At 74.9% G+C, this 25,960-nt stretch carries 22 protein-coding genes; 18 read left to right on the top strand and 4 right to left on the bottom strand.

Features of this window, described 5'->3' with window-relative positions; translation table 11 throughout:
• The first annotated feature begins 3 nt into the window (after positions 1-3).
• From cydD to ABZ881_RS18745, 3 genes are all read left to right on the top strand, one after another.
• Positions 4-1,818 (top strand): thiol reductant ABC exporter subunit CydD, encoded by a 1,815-nt coding sequence (gene cydD / locus ABZ881_RS18755; RefSeq protein ID WP_358486144.1) that lies wholly within the window; start codon positions 4-6, stop codon positions 1,816-1,818.
• The gene (cydC, locus tag ABZ881_RS18750; protein WP_358486142.1) at positions 1,815-3,530 is read left to right on the top strand and encodes a thiol reductant ABC exporter subunit CydC; all 1,716 of its coding nucleotides are present in this window, start codon (positions 1,815-1,817) and stop codon (positions 3,528-3,530) included. Before cydD ends, cydC begins: the two co-directional genes overlap by 4 nt.
• 219 nt (positions 3,531-3,749) lie before the next feature.
• Positions 3,750-5,102 carry a hypothetical protein gene (locus ABZ881_RS18745; RefSeq protein ID WP_358486140.1) on the top strand — a complete coding sequence of 451 codons (1,353 nt, stop codon included), beginning with the start codon at positions 3,750-3,752 and terminating at the stop codon, positions 5,100-5,102.
• Positions 5,103-5,157: 55 nt separating this feature from the next.
• Here ABZ881_RS18745 and fabG read toward each other — a convergent pair whose 3' ends face one another.
• On the bottom strand, positions 5,158-5,916 hold the full coding sequence (gene fabG / locus ABZ881_RS18740) for a 3-oxoacyl-ACP reductase FabG (RefSeq protein WP_358486138.1): 759 nt from the start codon (positions 5,914-5,916) through the stop codon (positions 5,158-5,160).
• A gap of 276 nt (positions 5,917-6,192) precedes the next feature.
• Between fabG and ABZ881_RS18735 the strand changes: the two genes are divergently transcribed.
• The 8 genes from ABZ881_RS18735 to ABZ881_RS18700 all read left to right on the top strand — a co-directional run bounded on the left by ABZ881_RS18735 (position 6,193) and on the right by ABZ881_RS18700 (position 13,458).
• Positions 6,193-6,951 (top strand): methyltransferase domain-containing protein, encoded by a 759-nt coding sequence (locus ABZ881_RS18735; protein WP_344017811.1) that lies wholly within the window; start codon positions 6,193-6,195, stop codon positions 6,949-6,951.
• 83 nt (positions 6,952-7,034) lie between these two features.
• The gene (locus ABZ881_RS18730; RefSeq protein WP_358486135.1) at positions 7,035-8,015 is read left to right on the top strand and encodes an iron-siderophore ABC transporter substrate-binding protein; all 981 of its coding nucleotides are present in this window, start codon (positions 7,035-7,037) and stop codon (positions 8,013-8,015) included.
• 37 nt (positions 8,016-8,052) lie between these two features.
• Positions 8,053-8,814: a glucose 1-dehydrogenase gene (locus ABZ881_RS18725; protein ID WP_358486133.1), complete on the top strand. Its 762-nt coding sequence runs from the start codon at positions 8,053-8,055 to the stop codon at positions 8,812-8,814.
• Positions 8,815-8,894: 80 nt separating this feature from the next.
• A complete protein-coding gene (locus tag ABZ881_RS18720; RefSeq protein WP_358486132.1) occupies positions 8,895-10,190 on the top strand; it encodes an NAD(P)-binding domain-containing protein in 1,296 nt (431 codons plus the stop codon).
• Entirely contained in the window at positions 10,183-11,097 is a 915-nt protein-coding gene (locus tag ABZ881_RS18715) for a bile acid:sodium symporter family protein (protein WP_358486130.1), read from the top strand. Before ABZ881_RS18720 ends, ABZ881_RS18715 begins: the two co-directional genes overlap by 8 nt.
• Entirely contained in the window at positions 11,094-12,071 is a 978-nt protein-coding gene (locus ABZ881_RS18710) for an NAD-dependent epimerase/dehydratase family protein (protein ID WP_358486128.1), read from the top strand. The genes ABZ881_RS18715 and ABZ881_RS18710 overlap by 4 nt, the downstream gene beginning before the upstream one ends.
• Complete coding sequence (locus tag ABZ881_RS18705; RefSeq protein WP_358486126.1) at positions 12,050-12,640, top strand: hemerythrin domain-containing protein; 591 nt, start codon at positions 12,050-12,052, stop codon at positions 12,638-12,640. Before ABZ881_RS18710 ends, ABZ881_RS18705 begins: the two co-directional genes overlap by 22 nt.
• Positions 12,637-13,458, top strand: a complete 822-nt coding sequence (locus ABZ881_RS18700) for a family 1 encapsulin nanocompartment shell protein (RefSeq protein ID WP_358486124.1) — start codon at positions 12,637-12,639, stop codon at positions 13,456-13,458. The genes ABZ881_RS18705 and ABZ881_RS18700 overlap by 4 nt, the downstream gene beginning before the upstream one ends.
• A 213-nt stretch (positions 13,459-13,671) precedes the next feature.
• Here the strand turns inward: ABZ881_RS18700 and ABZ881_RS18695 are convergent, their stop codons facing one another.
• Positions 13,672-15,258: a Na+/H+ antiporter gene (locus ABZ881_RS18695; RefSeq protein WP_358486219.1), complete on the bottom strand. Its 1,587-nt coding sequence runs from the start codon at positions 15,256-15,258 to the stop codon at positions 13,672-13,674.
• Between the two features lie 100 nt (positions 15,259-15,358).
• On the opposite strand from ABZ881_RS18695, the gene ABZ881_RS18690 reads away from it, so the two are divergent.
• The 5 genes from ABZ881_RS18690 (at position 15,359) to ABZ881_RS18670 (ending at position 21,741) form a co-directional block, all read left to right on the top strand.
• Positions 15,359-15,892 carry a YbhB/YbcL family Raf kinase inhibitor-like protein gene (locus tag ABZ881_RS18690; RefSeq protein ID WP_358486121.1) on the top strand — a complete coding sequence of 178 codons (534 nt, stop codon included), beginning with the start codon at positions 15,359-15,361 and terminating at the stop codon, positions 15,890-15,892.
• A gap of 11 nt (positions 15,893-15,903) precedes the next feature.
• Complete coding sequence (locus ABZ881_RS18685; RefSeq protein ID WP_358486119.1) at positions 15,904-17,226, top strand: hypothetical protein; 1,323 nt, start codon at positions 15,904-15,906, stop codon at positions 17,224-17,226.
• Between the two features lie 118 nt (positions 17,227-17,344).
• A complete protein-coding gene (locus ABZ881_RS18680) occupies positions 17,345-19,588 on the top strand; it encodes a DUF222 domain-containing protein (protein WP_358486117.1) in 2,244 nt (747 codons plus the stop codon).
• 147 nt (positions 19,589-19,735) lie between these two features.
• Positions 19,736-20,206, top strand: coding sequence for a nitroreductase/quinone reductase family protein (locus ABZ881_RS18675; protein ID WP_358486115.1), 471 nt, complete (start codon positions 19,736-19,738; stop codon positions 20,204-20,206).
• Positions 20,207-20,364: 158 nt separating this feature from the next.
• Positions 20,365-21,741, top strand: a complete 1,377-nt coding sequence (locus tag ABZ881_RS18670; protein ID WP_358486112.1) for an AbrB family transcriptional regulator — start codon at positions 20,365-20,367, stop codon at positions 21,739-21,741.
• A gap of 139 nt (positions 21,742-21,880) precedes the next feature.
• On the opposite strand, the gene ABZ881_RS18665 is transcribed toward ABZ881_RS18670, so the two are convergent.
• Entirely contained in the window at positions 21,881-22,774 is an 894-nt protein-coding gene (locus tag ABZ881_RS18665) for a cobalamin-binding protein (protein ID WP_358486110.1), read from the bottom strand.
• Positions 22,775-22,856: 82 nt separating this feature from the next.
• On the opposite strand from ABZ881_RS18665, the gene ABZ881_RS18660 reads away from it, so the two are divergent.
• Both ABZ881_RS18660 and ppgK read left to right on the top strand, forming a co-directional pair.
• Positions 22,857-24,605, top strand: coding sequence for a phosphoglucomutase (locus ABZ881_RS18660; RefSeq protein WP_358486108.1), 1,749 nt, complete (start codon positions 22,857-22,859; stop codon positions 24,603-24,605).
• A 15-nt stretch (positions 24,606-24,620) separates the two neighbouring features.
• Positions 24,621-25,367 carry a polyphosphate--glucose phosphotransferase gene (ppgK, locus tag ABZ881_RS18655; RefSeq protein WP_344017825.1) on the top strand — a complete coding sequence of 249 codons (747 nt, stop codon included), beginning with the start codon at positions 24,621-24,623 and terminating at the stop codon, positions 25,365-25,367.
• A 9-nt stretch (positions 25,368-25,376) separates the two neighbouring features.
• Here the strand turns inward: ppgK and ABZ881_RS18650 are convergent, their stop codons facing one another.
• Positions 25,377-25,919: a dihydrofolate reductase family protein gene (locus ABZ881_RS18650; protein WP_358486106.1), complete on the bottom strand. Its 543-nt coding sequence runs from the start codon at positions 25,917-25,919 to the stop codon at positions 25,377-25,379.
• Positions 25,920-25,960: the final 41 nt, after the last annotated feature.

The following is a 25,960-nucleotide window of genomic DNA, read 5'->3' as shown; positions in this document are numbered from 1 at the left end:
GACGTGACCCCGGCCGCCCCAGCCGCCCCACCGGCCGCCGCCGGACCACCGGTCGATCCCCGGCTGCTCCGCTCGACGAGCGCCGTGCGGCTGCACCTGCTCGTGGCCGCGGGCTGCGGTGTCGCCGCGACCGCGCTGATCCTGGCCCAGGCCTGGCTGGTGTCCCGGGTGATCGCCGGCGCGACCCCGCAGTGGGGGCTCGACGGCAGCCCGATCGGTCCCGGTTCCGGCCTGGACATGCTGTTCTGGCTGGTCGTCGCCGTCGCCGGGATCGCGGTGGCGCGGGCCCTGCTCGCCTACGGCGCCGAGGCCGCCGCGCTGCGCAGCGCCGCCCGGGCGAAGTCCCAGCTGCGGATGCAGCTGGTGCGCAGGCTGGCGGCCGGGCCGGACCCGGGGCGCTCCACCGGCACCACGGTCACCCTGGCCACCCGCGGGCTGGACGCGCTGGACGACTACTTCGCCCGCTACCTGCCGCAGCTGGTGCTCGCCGCGCTCGTCCCGGTGGCGGTGCTGGTCGTGGTCGCCGACGCAGACTGGATCTCGGCCGTCGTCATCGGAGTCACGCTGCCGCTGATACCGATCTTCATGGCGCTGGTCGGCATGCACACCCGGGCCCGCACCGAGCGGCAGTGGCGGATGCTGTCCCGGCTCGGCGGGCACTTCCTCGACGTCGTGCAGGGGCTCCCGACGCTGGCCCTGTTCCGGCGGGCCGGGATCGTCGCGGAGAAGGTCCGGGACACCACCGACGAGCACCGGCACGCGACGATGGGCACGCTGCGGGTGGCGTTCCTGTCGGCGTTCGTGCTGGAGCTGCTCGCGACGCTGGCGGTCGCGCTGGTCGCCGTGGAGGTCGGGCTGCGACTGCTCTACGGCAACCTCGACTACGCCACCGCGCTGTTCGTGCTGATCCTGGCCCCGGAGGCGTACCTGCCGCTGCGCGAGGTCGGCGCCCGGTTCCACGCCAGCATGGAGGGCGTCGCCGCCGCCCGCCAGGTGTTCGACGAGCTGGACCGCCCGGCCGGTGGCCCGGCCGGCGGCACCGGCACGCCGCCGCCCGCGGCACCGGCCGGGCGCGGCCTGGCCGTGCACGACCTGCGGGTGCGCTACCCGGGGCCGGACGGCGGCCCCGGCGGCACCGACGCGCTGTCCGGGCTGTCGCTGACCGTGCGACCGGGCGAGTCGGTGCTGCTGCGTGGGCCGTCCGGGTCCGGGAAGTCGACGCTGCTCGGCGTGCTGCTCGGGTTCGTCGCCCCGGCCGCGGGCACGGTCCGGATCGACGGCCCCGGGGACGGCACCCCGCTCGCCGAGCTCGATCTCGACGCCTGGCGGCGGACGGTCGCCTGGGTGCCGCAGCAGCCGCACCTGTTCGCCGGATCGGTCGCCGACAACGTCCGGCTCGGCGAACCGGACGCCCCGGACGCCGCGGTGCACGCCGCCGCCCGCCGGGCCGGGCTGGACGCCGTCGTCGCCCGGCTCCCGCAGGGCTGGGACACCCCGCTGGGCGAGAGCGGGGCCCGGCTGTCCTCGGGCGAGCGGCAGCGGGTCGCGCTGGCCAGGGCGTTCCTGCGGGACGCGCCGCTGGTACTGCTCGACGAGCCGACCGCGCACCTCGATCCGGACTCGGCCGAGGCGGTCCGGGCCGCGGCCGCCGAGCTGCTGCGCGGGCGCACCGCGATCGTCGTCGCGCACGACGCGGGCTGGACCGAACACACCGACCGGACCGTCCGGATCGACCGGCCGGCAGAGCCGGAGCCAGAGCCGGGGCCGGAGCGGGAGCCGGAGCCCGCCGGAGCGGCTCACCGGAAGGCGCACCGATGACCCGCGACACCACCGTCCCCGGCTCCCCCTGGGCGCTCGCCGGCACCGTGCTGCGCCCGCGGGCCCGCGGCATCGTCGGCGGCGCGCTGCTCGGCGCGCTCGCCACCGCCTGCGGCGCCGGGCTGCTCAGCCTCGCCGCCTGGCTGCTCGCCACCGCCGCGCAGCACCCGTCGGTGACCGCGCTGAGCATCGCCGTGGTGCTCACCCGCGCGCTCGGCGTGGGCCGCGGCGTCGCGCGCTACGCCGAACGGCTGGTCGGGCACGACGCGGCGCTGCGCGCGCTGGCCGACATGCGCAACCGGGTCTACGCCCGGCTCGCCGCCGCCGAGCCGATCCGCCGGTTCCGCTCGGGCGACCTGGTGTCCCGGCTGGTCAACGACACCGACTCGGTGCAGGACCTGGTGGTGCGCGGCGTGCTCCCGCCGGTCGCCGCGCTGGTCGCCGGGTCCGGCGCGGTGCTGCTGGCGACCGCGTTGCTGGTGCCCGGCGGCGCCCTGCTCGCGACCGGCCTGCTGCTCGCCGGGGTGGCGGTGCCCGCGGCCGCCGCGGCGCTGTCCCGAGGGCCCGCCGCGCGCTCGGCACGCGCCCGGTCGCGGCTCGCGACCGGCCTGGTGGACCTGCTCGACGGCGCCCCGGACCTGCTGGCGCACGGCGCCACCGGGCGGATGGTCGCCGAGGTCGAGCGGGCCGACGCGGAGCTGACCCGGGCCGCCCGCCGGGACGCCGGGCTGCTCGGCCTGAGCGCGGGCGCCGGCGCGCTGGTCGCCGGGCTGACGCTGGCCGGGATGCTGCTGCTCGGGGTCGCCGCGGTCGACGCCGGGACGCTCGGCTCCGTCCCGATGGCGGTGCTGGTGCTGACCGCGCTGGCCGCGTTCGAGATCGTCGCACCGCTGCCGGCCGCGGCCGCGAAGCTGGCGGCCGTGCGGGCCGGTCTCGCCCGGCTGGTCCCGGTCCTGCGGGCGGAGCCCGCGGTCCGGCACCGCGAGCCCGGCGGCACGCCGCTACCGGCCCGCGGCGACCTGCGGATCCGCGGGCTGACGGTGACCCACCCCGGTGCGCAGGACCCGGTGCTCGACGGCCTGGACCTGGACCTCGCCGACGGCGAGCACGTCGCGCTGGTCGGAGCGAGCGGCTCGGGCAAGTCGACGCTGGCGGCCGTGCTGTTCCGGTTCCTGGACCCGGTCGCCGGGTCGGTCACCCTGGGCGGCGAGGAGCTCACCACCCGCCCGCCGGACGAGGTCCGCGCGGTGGTGTCCGGGGTCCCCGCCGATCCGCACGTGTTCGACTCGACGGTGCGCGAGAACCTGCGCCTCGCCGCACCGGGGGCCGGCGACGACGAGCTGGCCGCCGTCCTGCGCCGGGTCGGCCTGGGCGCGGGCCCCGGCCTGGACGACGAGGTGGGCGCGCACGGCGCCCGGCTCTCCGGTGGCATGCGCCGCCGGCTCGCGCTGGCCAGGGCGCTGCTCGTCGATCCGGCCGTGCTGGTGCTCGACGAGCCGACCGCGCACCTGGACCCGGACACCCGCGACGCCGTCCTGGACGACCTGCTCGCCGCCGCGGCGGACCGTTCCGTCCTGATGATCACCCACGATCCGGCCGTCCTGCACCGGCTCGACGCCGTGTACACGTTGCGTGACGGACGGCTGCACGCCCGCACGGGGGTTGTGGTCGGCGCGACCGAACCACGGCAATACCCTGATGCGAACGTCTGAGGGCGGTTGCCGCGGTTCCTGCTCTCAGTCGGGTCACAGGAGCCCACTGCAACCCTGGGGTCCGGCCCCCGGGTGACACGGTCTCGTCCGGTGGTCGTGAACCCCCCGTGTCAGCGACCGTGTCAGAACGTGAGGTCCCACCCCGTGCGAGCGTCCCGCCATCCATCCCCGACGTCCCCGGCGCGGTCCCTGCCGTCCGGCCCGTTCCGGATACGGCGGGTGCCCGCCCTGGCCGCCTTCGTCGTCGGCCTGCTCGCCGTGGCGTCCTGCACACCGGGTGACACCGGCACGACGGAGAACCCGCCGTCGACCTCCCTGGAGGCGTCCGCCCGCGCCGTCGACCTGGACGCGGGCTGGACCTGGGACCGCCGGTCCGGGCCGATGGAGCTGGGCGTCACGCACACCCAGAACAGCCTGGACGACACCGAGCCCGCCGAGGCCCGGCAGCGCGGCGTGGACATCCTGTCCAACCTCGGCGAGGAGTACCAGAACCACCACCTGATGGGCTTCGGCACGCTGAACCCGGAGCCCTCGCCCGGCGAGTTCGAGTGGGGCTCGCTGGACCGCCGGATGGAGCTCACCGAGGAGACCGGCGGGAAGGCGATGCTCACGCTGTGCTGCTCGCCGGACTGGATGAAGGGCGGCCCGCCCGGCGTCACCTCCTGGGAGCGGATCGAGATGGCGCCCCTGCCCGAGTACTTCCGCGACTACGCGAACCTCGCCCGCGAGGCCGTGCAGCGCTACCCGCAGGTCGACCGGGTCCTCGTCTGGAACGAGCTCAAGGGCTTCTACAACGAGGAGGAGAATCGCTGGGACTACGAGGGCTACACGGCCTTCTACAACGAGGTCTACCAGGCGGTGAAGTCGGTCCGGCCGGACATCCTCGTCGGCGGGCCGTACGTGGTGATGAGCAGCCTGCCGGTGGACTCGCCGGACGCCTCGGACATCCGCGGCCCGTGGGGCGCGCTGGACCAGCGGCCGCTGGACGTCATCGAGTACTGGCTGGAGAACAACGTCGGCGCCGACTTCATGGTGGTCGACGGCGCGACGACCAACCGCGGCCAGCAGGACGCGATCTCCCCGGTCGACGTCGGCGCCGAGAAGTTCTCGGTGATCGACCGGTGGATCCAGGAGCGCACCCAGCTGCCGATCTGGTGGGCCGAGTTCTACGCCAACGTCCCGGCCGACTCCGAGGCCGGCTTCGGCACCGAGGCCAGCGCCGTCTCCACCCTCGCCGTGATCCAGGCGATGGCCCGCAGCGGCACCCAGGGTGCGCTGCTCTGGGGACCGGAGGGCAGCGAGTCGCTGGACTACTCGTCGCTGTGGAGCCCGGCCACCGAGCCCGACGGCGGGCAGCCGACCCCGCTGACCGACGCCTGGCGCTGGCTGGTGCCGAAGATGCGCGACGGCGACGTCGAGCTGGGCCGCGCGCAGGGCGACTCCACGCTGGCCGCGTTCCGCACCGCGGACGGCTCGGTGCTGATGATGAACCTGGCCGCCGAGCCGGTCGCGGTGCCCGGCCAGGAGGACATCCCGGGCTGGGCGATCATCCCGATGGACAACTCCGCCTGACCGCCCGGGCGGGCCGGACCGGACCGGTCCGGCCCGCCACCGGGCCGGGGCGTCGTCAGGTCTTCGGGCCGCCCGCCACGTAGACGACCTGCCCGCTGACGAACGACGACCGCTCGTCGACGAAGAACGACACGGCGTTCGCGATGTCCTCCGGCGCGCCCGGCCGCTGCACCGGGATCTCGGCGGCGCGGGCCGCCTTGAACTCGTCCCAGTCCACGCCGAGCCGCTCGGCGGTCGCCTTGGTCATCTCCGAGGCGATGAACCCGGGCGCGATGCAGTTCGCGGTGACGCCGAACTTGCCCAGCTCGATCGCCAGGGTCTTGGTGAAGCCCTGCAGGCCGGCCTTCGCGGCGGAGTAGTTCGCCTGGCCGCGGTTGCCCAGCGCCGAGGTGGACGACAGGTTGACCACCCGTCCCCACGTCGCCTCGACCATGTACTTCTGCACGGCGCGGGTCATCAGGAACGAGCCCTTCAGGTGGACGCCCATCACCGCGTCCCAGTCACCCTCGGACATCTTGAACAGCAGGTTGTCCTTGGTGATGCCGGCGTTGTTGACCAGGATCGTCGGGTTACCGAGCTTCTCCACGACGGCCCCGACGGCGGCCTCGACGGCAGCCGCGTCGGCCACGTCGGCGCCGAACGCGACCGCGGTGCCGCCCGCGCCCTCGATCGCCTCGACCGTCGCTTTCGCGGCCGACTCCTCCAGGTCGAGCACCGCGACCCGGTGCCCGTCGGCGGCCAGCCGGACCGCGGTGGCCGCCCCGATCCCGCGGGCGCCTCCGGTGACGATCGCGGTCCTCTGCTGCTGGGTCATGTCTCTCCTCGCGTGCGCGCGTGCCGCCGGTGCCCGGCGGGCCGGATTCCGGGTGGCCCCGGTTCGGCGCTCCGCCGGACGGACGTCCCGGACACGGACATCCCTCACACGGACATCCGGTACTCCGACATCACGGACACGGCGGCGGCGCCGGGTCGATCGTGTCACTCCGGCCCGCCCGGTGCGGCGCGGGCGGTGCGGCGTTGGTCACGCCGGACGAGGGGCGCCGGTTCGACTACCGTCGGAGGGCCCGTTCCCGACCAGGAAGGTGCTTCTATGGCCGTCGAGCGTTCCGAACTCCCGTACCGGCTGGCCCTGCCGGAACCCACGGAGACCTACGAGCAGGACGTCGAGTACTGCGTTCTCGACACCGGCGAGGGCTGGCAGGAGTACCGCTTCCACGACTACGACGCGCTCTACCGGATCCCCGGGCTCTACGAGAAGCTGTTCTACGAGATCCTGCAGTGCCAGTCGCCACCGGTGGTGTGCGATCTGCTCGTCGAGCAGCTGCGGGCGCACCAGGTCGATCCGTCCGGGCTGCGGGTGCTCGACGTCGGCGCCGGCAACGGCATCGTCGCCGAGGAGCTGCGCACCCGTGGCCTGGGCAAGGTGGTCGGCGTCGACATCATCCCGGAGGCCCGGGAGGCCGCCGAGCGGGACCGGCCCGGCGTCTATGCCGACTACCACGTGGTGGACCTCACAACGCTCGACGAGGAGCAGAGCGAGTCCATCGCGTCCGGCGGGTTCGACGCGCTGACCTGCGTGGCGGCCCTCGGCTTCGGGGACATCCCGCCCGCCGCGTTCCGGGCCGCGTTCGACATGGTCGCGGTGGACGGCTTCGTGGCGATCACGATCCGCGACGACTTCCTCTCCGACGGCGACACCTCCGGCTTCGCCGGCCTGATCGGTGCGCTGCTCGACTCCGGCGAGCTCGAGCAGCTGGGCTCGACCGTCTACCGGCACCGGCTCGCGACCTCCCGCGATCCGCTGCTGTACCGGGCCGTGGTGGCCCGCAAGCGCCGCCCGCGCGGCTGATTCCGGCGCGCCCGCGTCGGGGAGCAACGAGGCGCTCGACGCGGGCGCGAGCAGCACAGGTAAGGCTGCGCTAATGTCCGGCCGTGATTCGAAAGATCCTTGTCCTTCCGGCCCTGCTCGCGCTGGTGACCGGATGCTCTCACGCCCCCGACGATCCCGCCGCCCCCGGCGGTGAGGCCGGCGGTGCCTTCCCGGTCGGCGTGGAGCACGTGTTCGGGACCACCGAGATCCCCGAGCGCCCGGCCCGGGTGGTCGCGCTCGGCGTGACCGACGCCGATCCGGTCCTCGCGCTCGGCGTCACCCCGGTCGGGCTGGCGTCCTACACCTTCTACGAGGAGACCGGCGGGCTCGGCCCGTGGGCCCGCGATCTCGTGCAGGGCGAGCCGCCGGTGGTGCTGGCCGGCGAGCCGAACCTGGAGCAGATCGCCGCCCTCGCACCGGACGTGATCTTCGCCGTCAGCGCGGGCATCGAGCAGCCGATGTACGACCAGCTGTCCGCGATCGCGCCGGTCGTGGCGCGGCCGGTCGGGACGATCGCCTACGGCGTCCCGCGCGACGAGCACACCCGGATCGTCGCGACCGCGCTCGGCGAGCCGGAGCGCGGCGAGGAGCTGATCCGGCAGGCCGACGCCGCCTTCACCGACGCCGTCGCGGCGAACCCGCAGTTCCAGGGCCGGACCGGGGCGACCGTGCTGCCCTTCGACGGCAAGTACGGCGCCTTCACCACCGCCGACAACCGCGGCCGGTTCATGACCGGGCTGGGCCTCGTGCAGCCGCCGCGGATCGACGAGCTGGACACCGGCGAGAGCTTCTACGTCGAGGTCTCCTCGGAGCAGGCCGGGCTGCTCGACGGCGACGTGCTGGTGATGCTGGCCGACGAGGGCGCCGCCGCCGAGCAGGTCGCCCGGGACGCGGTGCTCGCGCAGGTCCCGGTCGTCGCCCAGGACCGGATGATCGTGCCGGACGCCGACACCCGCGGCGCGATGACCTACAACAGCGTGCTGTCCGCGCCGTTCGCACTGGAGCGGCTGGTGCCCGGGCTGCAGGCCGCGCTCGGTTCCTGATCGCCCGCACGGGGGCGGCCCGGTTAGGGTCGCTCCCGTGAGCGTGATCGAACGATTCCGACTGGACGGCAAGGTCGCCGTCGTCACCGGTGCGTCCTCCGGGCTGGGCGTGGTCTTCGCCCGCGGCCTGGCCGAGGCGGGCGCCGACCTGGTGCTCGGTGCCCGGCGCACCGACAAGCTGGCCGACACCGTGAAGCTGGTGGAGGACGCCGGGCGCCGGGCCGTCGCCGTCGCCACCGACGTGGCACGGCCCGAGGACTGCCGGGCGCTGGCCCAGGCCGCCGTCGACGAGTTCGGCCGGCTCGACGTGCTGGTGAACAACGCCGGGATCGGCACCGCCGTCCCGGCGCTCAAGGAGACCCCCGAGCAGTTCACCCAGGTCATCGACATCAACCTGAACGGCAGCTACTGGATGGCGCAGGCCTGCGCGGCACACATGGGCCCGGGCTCGAGCGTCGTCAACATCTCCAGCATCCTGGGGCTGACGACGGCGGCGCTGCCGCAGGCCGCCTACTCGGCGTCGAAGGCGGCCGTGATCGGGCTGACCCGGGACCTGGCCCAGCAGTGGTCAGGCCGCAAGGGCATCCGGGTGAACGCGATCGCCCCCGGCTTCTTCGCCTCCGAGATGACCGACCAGTACCAGCCCGGCTACCTGGAGAAGATGGCCGAGCGGATCCCGATGGGGCGCAAGGGCGACCCGGAGGAGCTGACCGCGGCGGTGCTGTTCCTGGCGTCCGACGCCGGGGGTTACGTCACCGGGCAGACCTGGGCGGTCGACGGCGGGCTCACCATCACCTGAGCCGCGCCAGTGCCTTCGCGATGGGGTGTTCGCAGTCGAAGTACGCACTGCGCCCCCTCGCTCACTGACAGGATGCGGCGGTGAGCAGCAGCGCCGGGCGGGTCGCGGTCGTCGGCGCCGGACCGTCCGGTCTCGCCGCCGCCCGCGCCCTGGCCCGCAACGGGATCGACTGGGTGGGCTTCGAGCTCGCCGACGACGTCGGCGGGCTCTGGAACATCGACGCCCCGCGCAGCACCGTCTACGCCTCGGCGCACCTGATCTCCTCGCGCAGCACCACAGAGTTCACCGAGTTCCCGATGCCGGCCGGGACGCCCGACTACCCGTCGCACCGCGAGCTGCACGCCTACTTCCGCGGCTACGCCGACCGCTTCGGGCTGCGCGACGGGTTCCGCTTCGGCACCACGGTCGACGCCGTCGTGCCGCGTGACGACGGCCGCTGGGACGTCACCGCGGGCGGCACGACGGCGACCTACCGTGCCGTCGTCGTCGCGAACGGCACGCTGGCCGAGCCGAACGTCCCCACCCTGCCCGGCGGGTTCGGCGGGACGGTCCTGCACTCGAGCGCCTACAAGCGGCCCCAGGCGTTCACCGGCCGGCGGGTGCTCGTCGTCGGCGCGGGCAACTCAGGCTGCGACATCGCCGTCGATCTCGTGCACCACGCCGCGGCCGTCGACATCTCGGTGCGCCGCGGCTACCACTTCGTGCCCAAGTACGTCCTCGGCAGGCCCGCCGACACGCTGAACCGGGGCCGTCCGCTGCCGCCCCGGATCAAGCAGTTCGTCGACTCCCGGCTGCTGCGGCTGTTCACCGGCGACCCGGCCCGGTTCGGCTTCCCGCGCCCCGACCACCGGCTCTACGAGTCGCACCCGGTGGTGAATTCGCTGATCCTGCACCACCTCGGGCACGGCGACCTGCGGGTGCGGCCGGACGTCGAGCGGCTCGACGGCGACGGCGTCGTGTTCACCGACGGCACCCGCGCCGGCTACGACGACGTGCTGCTCGCCACCGGCTACCGGCTGCACTACCCGTTCCTCGATCCGGCCCTGCTGAACTGGGACGGTCGCGGCGGCGCGCCGGACCTGTACCTCAACATCGTCGGCCCGCGCGCCGGGCTGTACGTGCTGGGCATGATCGAGGCGAGCGGGATCGGCTGGCAGGGCCGCTACGAGCAGGCCGAGCTCGTCGCGGCCCACCTGGCCGCGCCGCCCGCCGCCCGGGCCGCGTTCGACTCCCGCGCCGCCGGGCCCCGGCCGGACCTGTCCGGCGGCTACCGCTACCTGCGGCTGGACCGGATGGCCTACTACGTGAACAAGGACGCCTACCGGCGCGCGGTCCGCGCCGAGACCGCGGCGCTGCGGGGGGCCGGTCGTGGATGACGTCGACGCGGTCCGGATCGCGTTCGACGCGGGCTCGCTGACCACCCTCAAGATCGTGATCGGGGCGATCCTCTTCGGGATCGCGCTCGACACCCGGGTCGAGGACTTCGTGCGGGCCGCCCGGCGGCCGGGCACGATCGCGCTGTCCGTGCTGGCCCAGTTCCTGCTGCTGCCGGCGATCACGTTCGTGCTCACCCTGGCGCTGGACCTGCGCGGCTCGGTGGCGCTCGGGCTGATCCTGGTCGCCTGCTGCCCGCCGGGGAACGTCTCGAACATCCTCACCCACCGGGCCGGTGGCGACGTCGCGCTGTCGGTCTCGATGACCGCGGTCGGCAACGTGCTGGCGATCGTGGCGCTGCCGCTGAACCTGGCGTTCTGGGGCGGGCTGCACCCGACCGGGCAGGCGCTGCTGCGCGAGGTCGACGTGTCCGCCACCGACCTGCTGGTGGAGATCGGCGCGGTGATCGGCGTCCCGTTCGTCGCCGGGATCACCATCGCCCGGCTGTGGCCGCGGTTCGCCGCCGGCGCGCACCGGGTGGTCGGGCCGGTCTCGTTCCTCGCACTGGGCGCGGTGATCGCCGTCGGGGTCGCGAACAACTGGGCGGTCTTCGTCGCCTACATCGGCGTCGTGCTGGTCGCGGTGTTCGCGCACGACGCGCTCGCGCTCGGTCTCGGCTACCTGATCGGCCGGGTGAGCGGGCTGCCCGCGGCGAGCACCAGGGCGATGACCTTCGAGGTCGGGGTGCGCAACGCCGGCCTCGGGCTGCTGCTCGTCTTCACCTACTTCGACGGCCTCGGCGGGATGGCGCTGGCCGCCGCCTGGTGGGGCATCTGGGACATCGTCGCCGGGCTCGCGGTCGCGAGCTGGTGGCGCGCCCGGCACCGCGCCCCGGAGGCCGCAACGTGAAGGTCCTGGTCACCGGCGGTCTCGGCTTCCTCGGGACGGGCGTGGTCCGCCGGTTGCGGGCGGCCGGTCACGAGGTGCTCGACGCCGACGTCCGGCCGGGCGCCGCGGTACCGCTGGACGTGACCGACCGGGCCGGGGTGGACGCCGCGTTCGCCGCGCACTCCCCCGAGGTCGTCGTGCACCTGGCGTCGGTCGTCACCCCGGGCCGGGACTCCGACCGGGCCCGCGAGTACGCCGTCGACGTCGACGGGTCCCGCAACGTCGTCGACGCCTGCCTGGCGCACGGCGTCCGCCGGATCGTGGTGTCCTCCAGCGGCGCCGCCTACGGCTACCACGCCGACAACCCGGTCCCGCTGCGCGAGGACGATCCGCCGCGCGGCAACCCGGAGTTCGCCTACAGCCACCACAAACGCCTGGTCGAGGAGCTGCTGGCGGCCGCCCGCGACGCGCACCCGGAGCTGGAGCAGGTGGTGCTGCGGATCGGCACGATCCTCGGCGAGCGGGTCGACAACCAGATCACCGCCCTGTTCGAGCGGCCCCGGCTGCTCGCGATCCGCGGTGCGGACTCGCCGTTCGTGTTCGTCTGGGACGACGACGTCGCCGCGATCGTCGAGCGGGCCGTCACCGGCCCGGTGACCGGCGTCGTCAACGTCGCCGGGGACGGCGCACTCACCGTCGCCGAGATCGCCGCCCGGCTCGGCAAGCCGGTGCTGGCCGTCCCCGAACCGGTGCTGCGCGCGGTACTCACGGTGGCCCGGCGGCTCCGGCTGACCCGCTACGGCCCGGAGCAGACCCGCTTCCTGCGCTACCGCCCGGTGCTCGCCAACGACCGGCTGACCGACGAGTTCGGCTACCGGCCGGGCTACACCAGCGGGCAGGCGTTCGACGCCTGGGTCGCCGCGCGCCTGCGTTCCGGCGCGCCGGTGACGGCCCGCCGTTCTAGGCTCCGGACGTGCCCGACATCACGACGCTGATCCTTGACGATCACGCCTGGTTCCGGCGCCGGTTCGCGGCGCTCGACGAGCTGCAGGCCCGGGCCGGCACCGATCCGCGGGAGCTGGCGCGGGTCTGGGACCCGCTCGCCGCCCGACTGGACGTGCACGCCGTCGCCGAGGAACGGATCTTCTACCCGCAGCTGCTGGCCCGCGGCGAGGACCCGCGGGAGGAGACCGTCGACGCGATCGGGGACCACAACGAGATCCGGGACGGGATCGCGCAGGCGCAGCGCAGTCCGGTCGGGTCCCGCGGCTGGTGGGACGGCGTGTGGAACGCCCGGCGGGCCAACGACGAGCACATGGGCGAGGAGGAGAACGAGGGGCTGGCGAACTTCCGGCTGCACGTCGCGCCGGAGCTGCGGGAGTCGCTCGGAGCCCGGTTCGCCGAGTTCATGGACGCCCATCCCGATCCCGGCGACCTCGCCGGCCTCGACGGACCGGACGGCACCGACCTCGATCCCGAGGACTACGTCGAGGCCCGCCTCGACCAGCCCGACCAGGCCGGTCGCGGCCTGGGCATCGGCCACCTGAGAGGACAGAGCCAGTGACCGTGCAGGACCACCTTCTCCGCGACAAGGCCCCGATCCCGGTCACCGCCTGGCAGGCGATCGACGACGAGGCGCGCGAGCGGCTCACCCCGCTGCTGGCCGGGCGCCGGCTCGCCGACTGGGGCGGGACCGCGGGCTGGAACGCCTCGTCGGTCTCCACCGGCCGGTCGCACCGGCTGGACGGCCCGCCGCCCGGGGTGAAGGCCGACGGGTTCCGCGCGCGGCTGCGCGAGGTGCAGCCGCTGGCCGAGTTCCGGGTGCCGTTCACGGTCGCCCGCGACGAGATCGACGACATCCAGCGCGGCGCGCAGGATCCCGAGTTCGACGACCTGGCCCGGGCCGCCCGGGAGGCCGCCGAGGTCGAGAACCGGGCGCTGTTCCACGGCTGGCCGGACGCCGGCATCCGGGGCATCGCCGCCTCGACGCCGTACGACGTGCTGGCCCTCGGCGCCGAGCCCGACCACTATCCGGCGGTCGTCGCCCGGGCGGTGGACGTGCTGCGCCGCAACGGGATCGAGGGGCCGTTCGCGCTGGCGGTGGCGCCCGAGGGGTTCACCAGGATCGCCGAGACCGCCGAGCACGGCGGGTTCCCGCTGTTCGACCACCTGACCCGGATCCTGGGCGGGCAGATCCTGCGGGCGCCCGGGCTGGACGGGGCGCTGGTGGTGTCCCAGCGCGGTGGGGACTTCGTGCTCGACGTCGGGCAGGATCTGGCGATCGGCTACACCGACCACGACGCCGACGACGTGCACCTCTACCTGGAGGAGTCGTTCACCTTCCGGGTCACCGAGCCGGACGCGGCGGTCGTCCTGCGCTGAGCCGGGCGCGGCGGTCGTCCTGCGCTGAGCCGGGCGCGGCGGTCGTCCTGCGCCGAGCCGGACGCGGCGGTCGTCCTGCGCCGAGCCGGACGCGGCGGTCGTCCTGCGCCGAGCCGGACGCGGCGGTCGTCCTGCGCCGAGCCGGACGCGGCGGCCGTCCTGCGCCGAGCCGGACGCGGCGGCCGTCCTGCGCCGAGCCGGCGCCGGCCCGCCTCAGTCCAGCAGCACCGTGCGCAGGTCGAGCCGGCGCAGCACCCGGTCGGCCGCGTGCGGGTCCACCCCGGGCTCCCGGCGGGCGGCGAGCACCTCGGCCCGGGCCGCGGCGAGCGCGGCGGCCTGCGCCTGCGCCACCTGAGCGCGCACCGTCTGCAGTGCCGCGATCCGCTGCCGTTCCTCCTCCGACGGCGTCTCCCCGGACAGCACCGCCTCCAGCCGGTCGGCCCGCTCCCGCAGCACGGCGCCGACCTCGTCGGGCAGCTCGCGGACCCGCTGCTCGAACTCGATCGTCGCCACCGCGGCCCGCCGGGCCCGCCGCACGATCTCCCGTTCGGCGTGTTCCTCGGCCTCCGCCTCGTCGTCGACGTCGAGCGCACGGACCAGCGCCGGCAGCGTGAAGCCGGGCACCAGCAGCGTCACCAGCAGCACCGACACCGCGATCAGCACCAGCTCGGCGCGCGCCGGGAACGGCTCGCCCGAGGCGGTGACGACCGGCAGCGACAGGGCGAGGGCGAGCGTCGCGAGCCCGCGCATGCCGCACCAGGACAGCAGCACCGCCTCCCGTCCGGTGACCGGCGCCGCGCCCTCGTCGGCGGCGCCGGGCCTGCGGCGCAGGATCCGCCAGGCGGCGGTCATCCACAGCACCCGCACCACGATCACGACCAGGCAGACGATCGCCGCGTGCCCGAGCATCCGGGGCAGGTCGTCACCCGCGTCGGTCACCACCTGGCGCAGGTCCAGCCCGATCAGGCCGAACGCGAGGCCGGTGACCAGCAGCTCGACCACGTTCCACAGCGAGGTCTGGGTGAGCCGCTCGGCGGCCTCGTCGGCGTCGGCGCCGGCCCGCAGCTGCAGGGCGAGCACGACGACGGCGATCACCCCGGACGCGTGGATCTCCTCGGCGGCCAGGTAGGTCGCGAACGGCAGCACCAGGGTGAGCGCGCTGCGGCCGACCGTGTCGGTCAGCCGTCCGAGCACCCGGCGCGCCAGCCAGGCGACGCCCAGCCCGACGACGACCGCGCCGGCCGCCCCGGCCACGAACCGCACCCCGAGCCCGAGCGGGCTCAGCTCGTCGCCGGCGACCGTCGCGAGCACCGCCGCCTGGAAGATGACCAGCGCGGTGGCGTCGTTGAACAGGCCCTCGCTCTGCAGCACCGACACCAGCCTGCGCGGGATCCGGACCTGCCCGGCGACCGCCTCGACGGCGACCGGATCGGGCGGTGCCACCATCGCGCCCAGGGCGATCGCGGCGGTGAGCGCGATCCCGGGGACCAGCAGCCAGGCGGTACCGGCGACCGCCGTGGCGGTGACCAGGACCAGCCCGACGGCGAGCAGCGCGATCGTCCGCCACCGGGCCCGGAACAGCGCCCACGACGTCCGTTGCGCGGTCGCGAACAGCAGCGGTGGCAGGAACAGCGGCAGGATCAGGTCGGGCTCGACCCGGAACCCGTCCGGCAGGCCCGGGGTGACCGCGACGCCCGCCCCGAGCACCACCATCAGCGCCGGCCACGGGAGCCGCAGCCGCTCGCCCACCCCGACCAGCACGACCGTCGCCACCATCAGCCCGACGACCACCAGCAGCATCTGCACGGCGAACAGACTGTCCCGCTCTCCGGCAGGACGGGGGGTGGCGCGCCGTGCCAGGATTCGGCGGACATCCACCCGAGACGAGGAGGACGCCCACGTGCCCCGCAACCCCTACGACGAGCTCCCCCCGGTCCCGTCGTTCGAGCTGACCAGCACCGACCTCAACGACGGCGCGGCGCTCGCCGCCCCGCAGCTGTCCGGCATCTTCGGTGCCGGCGGCGAGGACGTGTCCCCGCAGCTGTCCTGGTCCGGTGCGCCGGACGGCACGCAGTCCTACGTGGTGACCTGTTTCGACCCGGACGCGCCGACCGGCTCCGGGTTCTGGCACTGGGCGGTGCTGAACATCCCGGCGTCGGTGACGTCGCTGCCGTCCGGTGCGGGTGACGAGAGCGGCTCCGGGCTCCCCGAGGGGGCCGTTCAGCTGGCGAACGACGCCGGCCTGGCCCGGTACCTGGGTGCCGCGCCGCCGCCCGGACACGGGCCGCACCGCTACTACTTCGTGGTGCATGCGGTCGACGTGCCGTCGCTGGACGTCCCGGCGACCGCGACGCCGGCGTTCCTCGGGTTCAACCTGTTCGGCCACACCGTGGGCCGGGCGACCCTGGTCGGCACGCACGCCAACCTGAGCTGACGGACGCCCAGGTGGGCTCGGACCCGGACGGCGGCGCGGGCGACAACCCGGACGACGACCCGGGGGGCAACCCGGCCGACAGCCCGGACGGCGGCCCGGGTGCCCGCCCGGCCGACAACCCGGGGGGCAACCCGGCCGACAGCCCGGACGGCGGCCCGGGTGCCCGCCCGGCCGACAACCCGGGGGGCAACCCGGCCGACAGCCCGGACGCCCGCCCGGACGACGGCCCGGGTGCCCGCCCGCGTGCCGGTGGTGCGCCGGCACCCGGGGCCGGCCCCCGCACGCCCGGCTCGGCCCGGGAGTCCGGCGCGCCGGCCGGTCCCGCGCCCGTCGTCGCCGAGGCCGCCGCGCGGTTGCAGCGGATCCCGCCGGAGGACTTCGTCGCCGAGCGGGACGCACTCGTCGCCGACGCCCGGGCCGCCGGGGACCGCGCCGCTGCGAAGGAGATCGCGTCGTTCAAGCGGCCGACCCGGGCGGCCTGGCTGACCAACCTGCTCGTCGCCGAGGTCCCGGACGAGGTCGACGGCCTGCTCGGCCTCGCCGGCCCGCTCGCCGAGGCGCAGCAGTCGCTGGACGGCGCCGCCCTGCGCCGGGTGTCGGCACAGCGGAGCACGCTCGTCGGTTCCCTCGCCCGGCGGGCCGCGCAGCTCGGCCGGGAGACCGGCCGCCGGATCGAGCCCGCGCTGGAGCGCGAGGTGCGGGTGGTGCTGGAGTCGGCGCTCGCCGACGAGGAGCTCGCCGAGCGCGTCCGCTCCGGGCGCCTGGTGCGGTTCGAGCGGCACAGCGGCTTCGGCCCGCTGGCAGCGTCGTCCGGTCAGGACGGGCCGCAGACCTCCGGCAGCCACACCACACCCGACCAGCCACCGGAATCCGGCACGCCGGACCGGCCTACGGCATCCCGCAGCCGCCGCGCGACCCCGGACCGGCCCGCAGCGTCCGGCAGCAGGGCCACACCGGACCAGCCGTCGTCAGGCGAACCCGGCGCGCTACGTCGACAGGAGCGGGCACAGGCAGAACGGGCACGGCGGGAGACGGCCGTCGCCGACGCCGAGGCCCTCCTCGAACAGGCCCGGCTCGCCGTACACGACGCGGCCCGGGAACGCGACGACGCCCGCGAACGTGCCGACGCGGCGGCCACGCGGCGCGACGACGCGCACCGCCGGGTCGAGGACCTGCGGGCCGAGCTCGACCGTGCGCGCAGCGCGGTCACGGCCGCCGAGCGGGAGGCCAGATCCGCGGAACGGGCGGCCGGCGACGCGGACCGCCGGGCCCGGTCGTCCACAGCGGCGGTGGCCCGGGCAGAGCAGGCCGTCGAGGACGCCCGGGAGTCATGACCGGCCGCGGGTGTCCGGATGCGGCCATCGGCGTCTGACACCGTCGGGATCGCCGTCAACGCCGTCGCCGGTGCCGGTGTCGCCGGCAACACCCGCCGGCGGCCCGGCCAACCATGTGATGGTCGCGCAGCTGCCTCCACCGTGGAGCCGGCACCGGCACCGGAAGGGCAGTGGCAGGGGCAGGGGCCGGCCGGACCGAGGCCGGGCCCCTCGCCGCCGTGGTCGCGAGCCGGCGCAGAAACTCGTTCACCATTGCAAACGATCATGGTCGGACGCTCGCGAGCGCGACCCCGAGCACCCTAGAATCGAATGCATGTTCGATCTCACGGACCCGACAGAGGTGGTACTCGACCGCCCACACTGGGCCGACCGCGAACCTCCCGACATCGAGCCAGAGTTCGATTCCGAGTTCGACCCAGAGTTCGGCCCCGGGTTCGACCCAGAGTTCGGACCCGAGTTCGAAACCGAGGCCGACCCAGAGTTCGAACCCGAGGCCGATCCGGACCTCGCCGCCCACCAGCCGGCATCCGGCATCCCGGTCATCGATCCCGGCGCCCCACCCGGGTCCCGCCTGGCCCTGCACATCGAGTACGCCGCCGCCGTGGCCGGGCAGCTCACCGACACCCAGCTGCTCGAGGTCGTCGCCGCGACCGCCCGCCACCGCAGCTGGCTCGCCGCCCTCGAGCACCGCATGATCGCCGCCTACGCCGACCGCCACCCCCGCGACAGCCACGCCACCCGCCCCGGCGCCGCCACAGCCACCCCCGTCGAACAGTGGGTGCCCGACGAACTCGGCCTCGTCCTGGCCATCAGCCGCGAACGCGCCCGCGGCATCATCGCCGACGCCCAACGCCTCACCCACGTCCTGCCCGCCACCCTCGACGCCCTCCAGACCGGGCTGCTCGACCAGAGCAAGGTCGACACCGTGCTCCGCGCCACCGACGTCCTCGACGACGACCAGGCCCACCAGGTCGAAACCATCGTCCTCGCCCGAGCCGCCGGAGCCACCCGCCGCCAGATCTACGACCGGCTCCGCCGCGCCGTGGCCAGGATCGACCCGGACGGCGCCGAACGCCGCCACCAACGATCCCTGGCCGACCGCCGGATCGGCCTGTCCAACGGCGAGGACGCCATGGCCACCCTCTGGCTCACCAGCTCCGCCCACGACACCCAGGCCTCCTGGCGCTCGCTCGATCGCCTCGCCCGCTCACTGGGCACCGACGACCCACGCACCCTCGAACAACGCCGCGTCGACCTCGCCCACCAACTCCTCCAAGGCACCCTCACCACCACCGACCTCGGCCAGGTCCACGCCGCCGTCAACAGCGTCCTCGCAGCCGCCCGCACCTCTCTCGCCCCCGCCGGCACCTCCCCCGCCGGCGACTCCCTCACCTCCACCGAGACCTCCCCGGCCGGCACCTCCACTGCTGGCGGCTCCCTCGCCACCACCGGCTCCTCCCTGGCCGGCACGTCCATCGCCGACACATCCCCCGCCGGCTGCGCTCTCTCCACCGCCCGCACCTCCCTCGCCACTGCCGACACCTCCGCCGCAGTTGCCGCCGGCACCACCACCACAGGCGCCGCAGCTGTCGGCGCCCCCGCCGCTGCGCCCGCCACTCCCATCGCTCCCACCGCGGCGGCCGGCGGCATCCCCACCGCCGGCACCCAGGTCGCACCCGAGGTGCTCGCCGAGGCCGTCATCCAGGCCCTGGCCCGGAAGCCCGATCCCAACAGCACCATCGGCCGCACCCCGCTGATCCAGGTGGTGGTCGCGCTCGACACCCTCATCGGCACGACCGACCGCCCCGCCGAACTCGCCGGTCACGGCCCGATCCCCGCCACGACGGCCCGTGCGCTCGCCGCCGGCGGCGTCTGGCAGCAACTCGTCACCCATCCCGCCACCGGCCACATCCACAATGTCGGACGCACCCGCTACTCCCCGCCCGCCGCGATGGCCGACCACGTCCGCGCCCGGGACGGCCACTGCCGCGGCCCCGCCTGCGACCACCCCATCCGCGACCTGGACCACCACATCCCCTGGGCACACGGCGGCCAGACCAGCGAAGACAACCTGCACAGCTACTGCCGCGGCTGCCACACCCTCAAGGACCGACCCGGCTGGCAGGTCCTCACCCACCCCGACGGCTCCGTCGAATGGATCAGTCCGCACGGCTGGACCAGCACATCCCACCCGCGCGACTACCGGGACCTCACCGATCCGTATCCGGCCCCCGACGTCGTCACCGCCTCCCTGCAGACGCCTCCGGCACCCACGTATCCCGGCCGGGACCGGACGCCTGACGGCTCCACCGGATCGACCGTCCCCGGTTACGACGCGAGCGAGGATCCCGCGCCGTTCTGACCACCCGGACGGGACACACGACCTCGAACACCCGCCACAGCGGTCCGCCACCGGAAGCCACAGGCGGCACCGCCGATTCGATGACACACTGAACTACGTACGCCGTACTGAGCTATTCCTCGACCGGCACCGACTCATGGAGGCCCCGTGGACCGCACGCCCGATCCCCGCTCCCGGATCCGCGCCCCGCGCGAGCTCAAGGAGATGAACGACGAGCTCCTCGCCCAGCGCGAGGCCGGGACGCTCGGGTTCGCGCTCCCGGTGCTGACCGTGCCCGGACGACGGAGCGGCCGCCCCCGCCGGACGCCGTTGACCGTGTACGAGCGCGACGACGCCCGCTTCGTGGTGGGCGGGTTCCCGGCCGCCGACTGGATCGCGAACCTCCGAGCAGCGGGCGGCCGGGCGACCCTCAGCAGCGGGGCCTCGACGGCCACCGAGGACGTCGTCCTCACCGAGCTGCCGATCGACGAGGCCCGCCCGATCCTCGCGGCGTGGCCGGAGGTGACCCCGGACGGAGTCGAGATCATGGTGGCGAGCGGCATCGCAGCAGCACCGACCCCCGAGGCGCTGGCGGACCTCGCCGGTACCTGCCCGGTCTTCCGGGTCGATCCCGGCTGAGCAGGCAGGAGCGGACCCTCCCGCCCGAGCACGCCGGGACGCCGGGACGCCCGATCCCCGCCAGGTCGTTCGCTCACCGCAACGATCGTGGCCGGTCTCACCGTTGCACGCGGCACGGCCCGGGACCGTGCCGCATACGCTCGGTCCGTGATCGTGCGGTGACGGCGCTCCGGCGCCTGCGGAACGTCCCCTGGTGGCGGTGGCTGCTGCTCGCCGCCCTCACCGTGCTCGGCACGATCGGTCTCGGCGCCCTCGGCGTGCCCTCCCCCGCGCTGTTCGCCGGGCTGCTGGTCGCCACCGTGCTGGCCCTGTCCGGGCTCGGCCCGAGCCGGGTCGCGCGGCCGCTGACCGCGGGCGCGCAGGCGGTGATCGGCGTCGTCATCGGGCTGCTCGCCCGGCCCGACACGCTCGCCGCGATCGCCTCGAACTGGCTGCCGGTCCTGCTGATCAGCCTGGGGACACTCCTGGTCAGCATGGCCGCCGGCCTGCTCATGGGCCTGCAGCGCGGCGTCACCCCGCTCACCGGGATGCTCGCGCAGACGGCGGGTGGTGCCTCCGGGCTGGTCGCGATCAGCCGCGAGCTGGGCGGCGACGAACGCATGGTCGCCGTCATCCAGTACCTGCGGGTCGGCCTGGTGACGGCCACCATGCCGGTGGTCGCCGTCGCGCTCTACGGGGCGCAGCACGCCGCACCCGGCGCCGAACCGGACCCGGCCACGTCCGGGGCGCCGTGGTGGATCGGGCTCGGGGTGCTGGCGGTGTGCGTCGCCGTCGGCGTCCCGCTCGCCCGGCTCGCCCGGGTTCCGGCCGGCGCGCTGCTCGGCCCGATGGTGGTGGCGCTGGTGATCAGCCTCGCCGGGTTCTCGTTCGACGCGTCGGTGCCGCTGCCGATCGTCGACCTCGCCTATGCGCTGATCGGCTGGCAGGCCGGGCTGCGGTTCACCCGCCGGGCGCTCGCCACCGTGGCCCGGGTGCTCCCGCTGGCCACCGTACTGATCCTGGCCGTGGTCGCCCTGTGTGCCGGGCTCGGTCTGGTGCTGTCGCACTTCACCGGCATGACGCTGCTGGAGGGCTATCTCGCCACGACGCCCGGCGGGGTGTACGCGGTGCTGGCGACCGCGATCTCGTCCGGTGTCGACGTCACGTCGGTGGTCGCCGTCCAGGTGCTGCGGGTGGTGCTGATGCTGCTCGTCGCGCCGTGGATCGCCCGGTTCGTCGGCCGGTGGCTCGGGCCCGGCAGCCGGGCCGACGACGATGACCCCGAGCCTGCCGGGCCTGCGGGACCGGCAGGGCGGGCCGGGCCGGCAGCACAGGCCGGGGCAGCAGGGCAGGCCGGGGCAGCAGGGCAGGCCCGGTCGGCAGGGCAGGCCGGGTCGGCAGCACAGGCGGGCCCGGGAGCACAAGCAGGCCCGACCAGGGCCGGGACGGGCGGGGAGACCGGACCGGCGGGGCACGCCGAACCGGCGGGGCACGCCGAACCGGCGGGGCACGCCGAACCGGCGGACACCCCGGGCAGGGAGCGCCGGGGCAGGTAGGCCGGACCGCCGCGGCAGGAGGCCCGACCGCTCCGGCCCGACCGCTCCGGTCCGACCTCGCCGACCCGGCCCGGCCCGGCCCGGCGACCCGACCCCGGCGGTGCCGGACGTCCGCACGAGCGGCCGGCGCAGGCCCCGTTCAGCGGACCCGGGCGATCCGTCCCGCCGGCGGCTCCGGCACCGCACCCGGGTGCAGTGCGGCGGCGATCGCCTCGATCCCGTCCACCAGCCGCGGCCCGGCCCGCACCACGTACGACGCCGAGTCCAGCGCGTACACCGGGACCCGGGCCGGGAGCCGGTCCAGCACCGCGCGGGCCTGGGCCTGCGCACCCCGCTCCCCCGCCAGCCCGAACCCGCAGGGCGCGACCAGCACGACGTCGACCGGGCCGGGCAGCGCGTCCCATCCGGTCGCGACGCTGCGGCCACCGGCGATCGCGCCGACCGCCGTCCCGCCGGCCGCGGTCACCAGGTCCGGCACCCAGTGTCCGGGCAGGAACGGCGGGTCCGTCCATTCCAGCACCAGCACCCGCGGCGCCGGCCGGTCGTGCACCGCCGCGGCGACCGCGTCCAGCCGGGCGGTCAGCTCCCCGACCAGGGTGGCGGCCACCTCCGGCACCCCGGCCGCCGTCCCGACGGCGGTGATCACGTCCAGCACGTCGGGCAGCCGGTGCGGGTCCAGCGACAGTACCTGCGCGCGGGTCCCGATCGCCGCCTGCGCCTGCGCGACCGAGGATCCCGGCAGCGCGCACACCGCGCACAGGTCCTGGGTCAGGATCAGATCGGGATCGGCGGCGGCCAGCGTCGCCCGGTCCAGGTCGTAGAGCGGCAGCCCGGCCGCCGCCCGCTCGCGGACCACCGCGTCGATCTCGGCGGGCGTCCCGGACGCGGACAGCGCCGTGTCGACCACCACCGGCACCCGGTCCCGGATCCCGGCCGGGTCGTCGCACTCGAAGGTCACCCCGACCAGCCGGCCGGCCAGGCCGAGCCGCCCGGCGATCTCGGTACCGGCCGGCAGCAACGAGGCGATCCGCACGGACGAGAGCGTAGGTGCTGCCGACATCCCCGCCCATGCGGCAGGGTGGGCGGCGACCGCACTCCGGAAGGACAGGACATCCATGACCGTGCACGAGCGCGCCGGCACCCCGGCCCGCCCCGAGGACCTGGTGGACGTGCCCGCGCTGCTCGCGGCGTACCGGGACGTCCACCCGGACCCCAAGGTCGACCTCCAGCGGGTCGCGTTCGGCACCTCCGGCCACCGCGGGTCGGCGTTCACGGCCACCTTCAACGACGACCACATCGCCGCCACCAGCCAGGCGATCGTCGAGTACCGGGCGGCCCAGGGCATCGACGGGCCGCTGTTCCTGGGCCGGGACTCGCACGCGCTGTCCGAGCCGGCCTGGCGCACCGCGGCCGAGGTGTTCACCGCGAACGGCGTCGAGCTGGTCGTCGACTCCCGGGACGGCCTCACCCCGACCCCGGCGCTGTCGCACGCCATCCTGGTCGCCAACGCGGGAGCGGGCCGGCTCGCCGGCGGTGCCGGGACCGGCCGGCTCGCCGGCGGTGCCGGAACTGGCCGGCTCGCCGACGGTGCCGGAACTGGCCGGCTCGCCGACGGTGTGGTCGTCACCCCCTCGCACAATCCGCCCGCCGACGGCGGCTTCAAGTACAACCCGCCGGACGGCGGCCCGGCCGGCACCGACGCGACCACCTGGATCGCGGACCGGGCCAACGAGCTGCTCGAGGCCGGCCTGTCCGGGGTGCGCCGCACCGCGACGATCGATCCCGGCCGCTACGACTTCCTCGGCGAGTACGTCGCCCAGCTCGGCCAGGTCCTCGACATGGACGCGATCCGGGACGCCGGCGTGACGATCGGGGCGGACCCGCTCGGCGGCGCCTCGGTCGACTACTGGGGCGCCATCGCCGAGCGCTACCGGCTGGACCTGACCGTGGTCAACCCGGACGTCGACCCGACGTTCGGGTTCATGCCGCTGGACTGGGACGGCAAGATCCGGATGGACTGCTCGTCGCCGTACGCGATGGCGTCACTGCGGAAACGTATGGAAGCCGGCAGTGCCGATGCGCGTTCCGCTGACGCTCCACGCACTGCCCCCTTCCGGATCGCGACCGGGAACGACGCCGACGCCGACCGGCACGGCATCGTCACCGCCGACGGCGGCCTGATGAACCCCAACCACTACCTGGCCGTCGCGATCGGCTACCTCTTCGCGCACCGCCCCGGCTGGCCGGCCGCCGCCGGGATCGGCAAGACCGCCGTCAGCTCGTCGATGATCGACCGGGTGGCCGCCGATCTCGGCCGCACGCTGGTCGAGGTGCCGGTCGGGTTCAAGTGGTTCGTGCCCGGCCTGCGCTCCGGGGAGATCGGCTTCGGCGGCGAGGAGAGCGCCGGCGCGTCGTTCCTGCGCCGGGACGGCTCCCCGTGGACCACCGACAAGGACGGCCTGCTGCTCGCCCTGCTCGCCGCCGAGATCACCGCGACCACCGGCCGCACCCCCAGCGAGCACTACCGCGACCTCACCGCCCGGTTCGGCGAGCCCGCCTACGCCCGCACCGACGTGGCCTGCACGCGCGCGGAGAAGGCGGCGCTGGGCCGGCTCGACGCGGACGCGGTCTCCGCCACCGAGCTCGCCGGGGACCCGATCACCGCGAAGCTCACCCGGGCCCCCGGCAACGACGCCCCGATCGGCGGCCTCAAGGTCGTCACCGGGTCCGGCTGGTTCGCCGCCCGCCCGTCGGGCACCGAGGACGTCTACAAGGTCTACGCCGAGAGCTTCCGCGGGCCCGACCACCTGGCGCAGATCCAGGAACAGGCCCGCGACGTGGTGTCGGCCGCGCTGGCCGGCTGAGGGAGGATCGCCGACGTGAGCAAGAAGCACGAACACGGGTTCGGGATCGACATCGGCGGCTCCGGCATCAAGGGCGCCCCGGTGGACCTGGCGACCGGCAGGCTCGCCGGCGAGCGGGTCCGCATCCCCACCCCGCAACCGTCCACCCCGGAGGCGGTCGCCGCGACCGTCGCCGAGATCCTCGACGACTTCGGCTGGAAGGGGTCGTTCGGCTGCACCTTCCCCGCCGTCGTCCAGCACGGCGTCACCCGCACCGCCGCCAACGTCGACGACTCCTGGGTCGACTGCGACGCCGCCTCGGTGCTGCGCAAGGTCACCGGCCGGGACACGGTGCTGGTCAACGACGCCGACGCGGCCGGTGTCGCCGAGGTCGAGTTCGGCGCGGCCGGGGCGAAGTCCGGCGTGGTGCTGCTGGCGACGCTCGGCACCGGGATCGGCACGGCGGTGATCGCACACGGCCGTCTGGTGCCGAACACCGAGCTGGGCCACGTCGAGCTGGACGGGTACGACGCCGAGACCCGCGCCGCCGACTCCGCCCGCGAGCGCGACGGGCTCGGCTGGGAGGAGTGGGGCGAGCGGTTGACCCGCTACTTCCGGCACGTGGAGAACCTGCTGTGGCCGGACCTGATCGTCGTCGGCGGCGGGGTCAGCAAGAAGTTCGACAAGTGGTCGCCGTACGTGTCGACGCGGACCCCGATGGTCCCGGCGAAGCTGCTCAACGAGGCCGGGATCATCGGGGCGGCGCTGCTGGCGCACCGCTGAGCCGGGGCGTCACACCGGCGGGCCGTAGGTCATCCGGACCACGCCGTTGTCGTACGGCTCGGTCTCGATCAGCCGCAGCGGCACCTGCGGCCCGTCGGTGAACAGCTTCAGGCCCGATCCCAGCGCCACCGGGTAGACGAACAGGTTGAGCGTGTCGACCAGGCCGTCGGCGAGCAGCGCGCGGACCAGCGTGACGCTGCCGCTGACGTAGATGCCGCCGTCGACCGAGTCCTTCAGGTCCTGGATGCGCTTCGGGTCGTAGCTGCCGAGCACGGTGGAGTTCTCCCACTCCAGCGGGTCGTCCAGGGTGGACGTCACCACGTGCTTCGGCGATCCGTTGAAGAACGCGCCGCCGGACTCGACGTCGTGCCCGCGCGCCGACCACGCCGGGTGGAACGCCTCGTAGGTGGTGCGGCCCAGCAGGATCGCCTGGTCGCAGAGGTTCCCGATGGCGTTGCCCATCGCCTCGGTGAAACCGTACTCGGCGGTCCAGGACGGATCCTCGACGACGCCGTCCAGGCTGATGAACTCGTGCACGTCGATGGTTCCCATGGCGGTCTCCTGTCTGCGGCGGGCTTCCCCGGTGCTGACCG

Origin of the sequence: Pseudonocardia sp. NPDC046786 (assembly GCF_040645415.1) — a bacterium.
GTDB classification, from domain to species: Bacteria; Actinomycetota; Actinomycetes; order Mycobacteriales; family Pseudonocardiaceae; genus Pseudonocardia; species Pseudonocardia kongjuensis.
The sequence above is the reverse complement of the archived record's forward strand: the minus strand, read 5'-3'. Positions and strand labels throughout refer to the sequence as shown.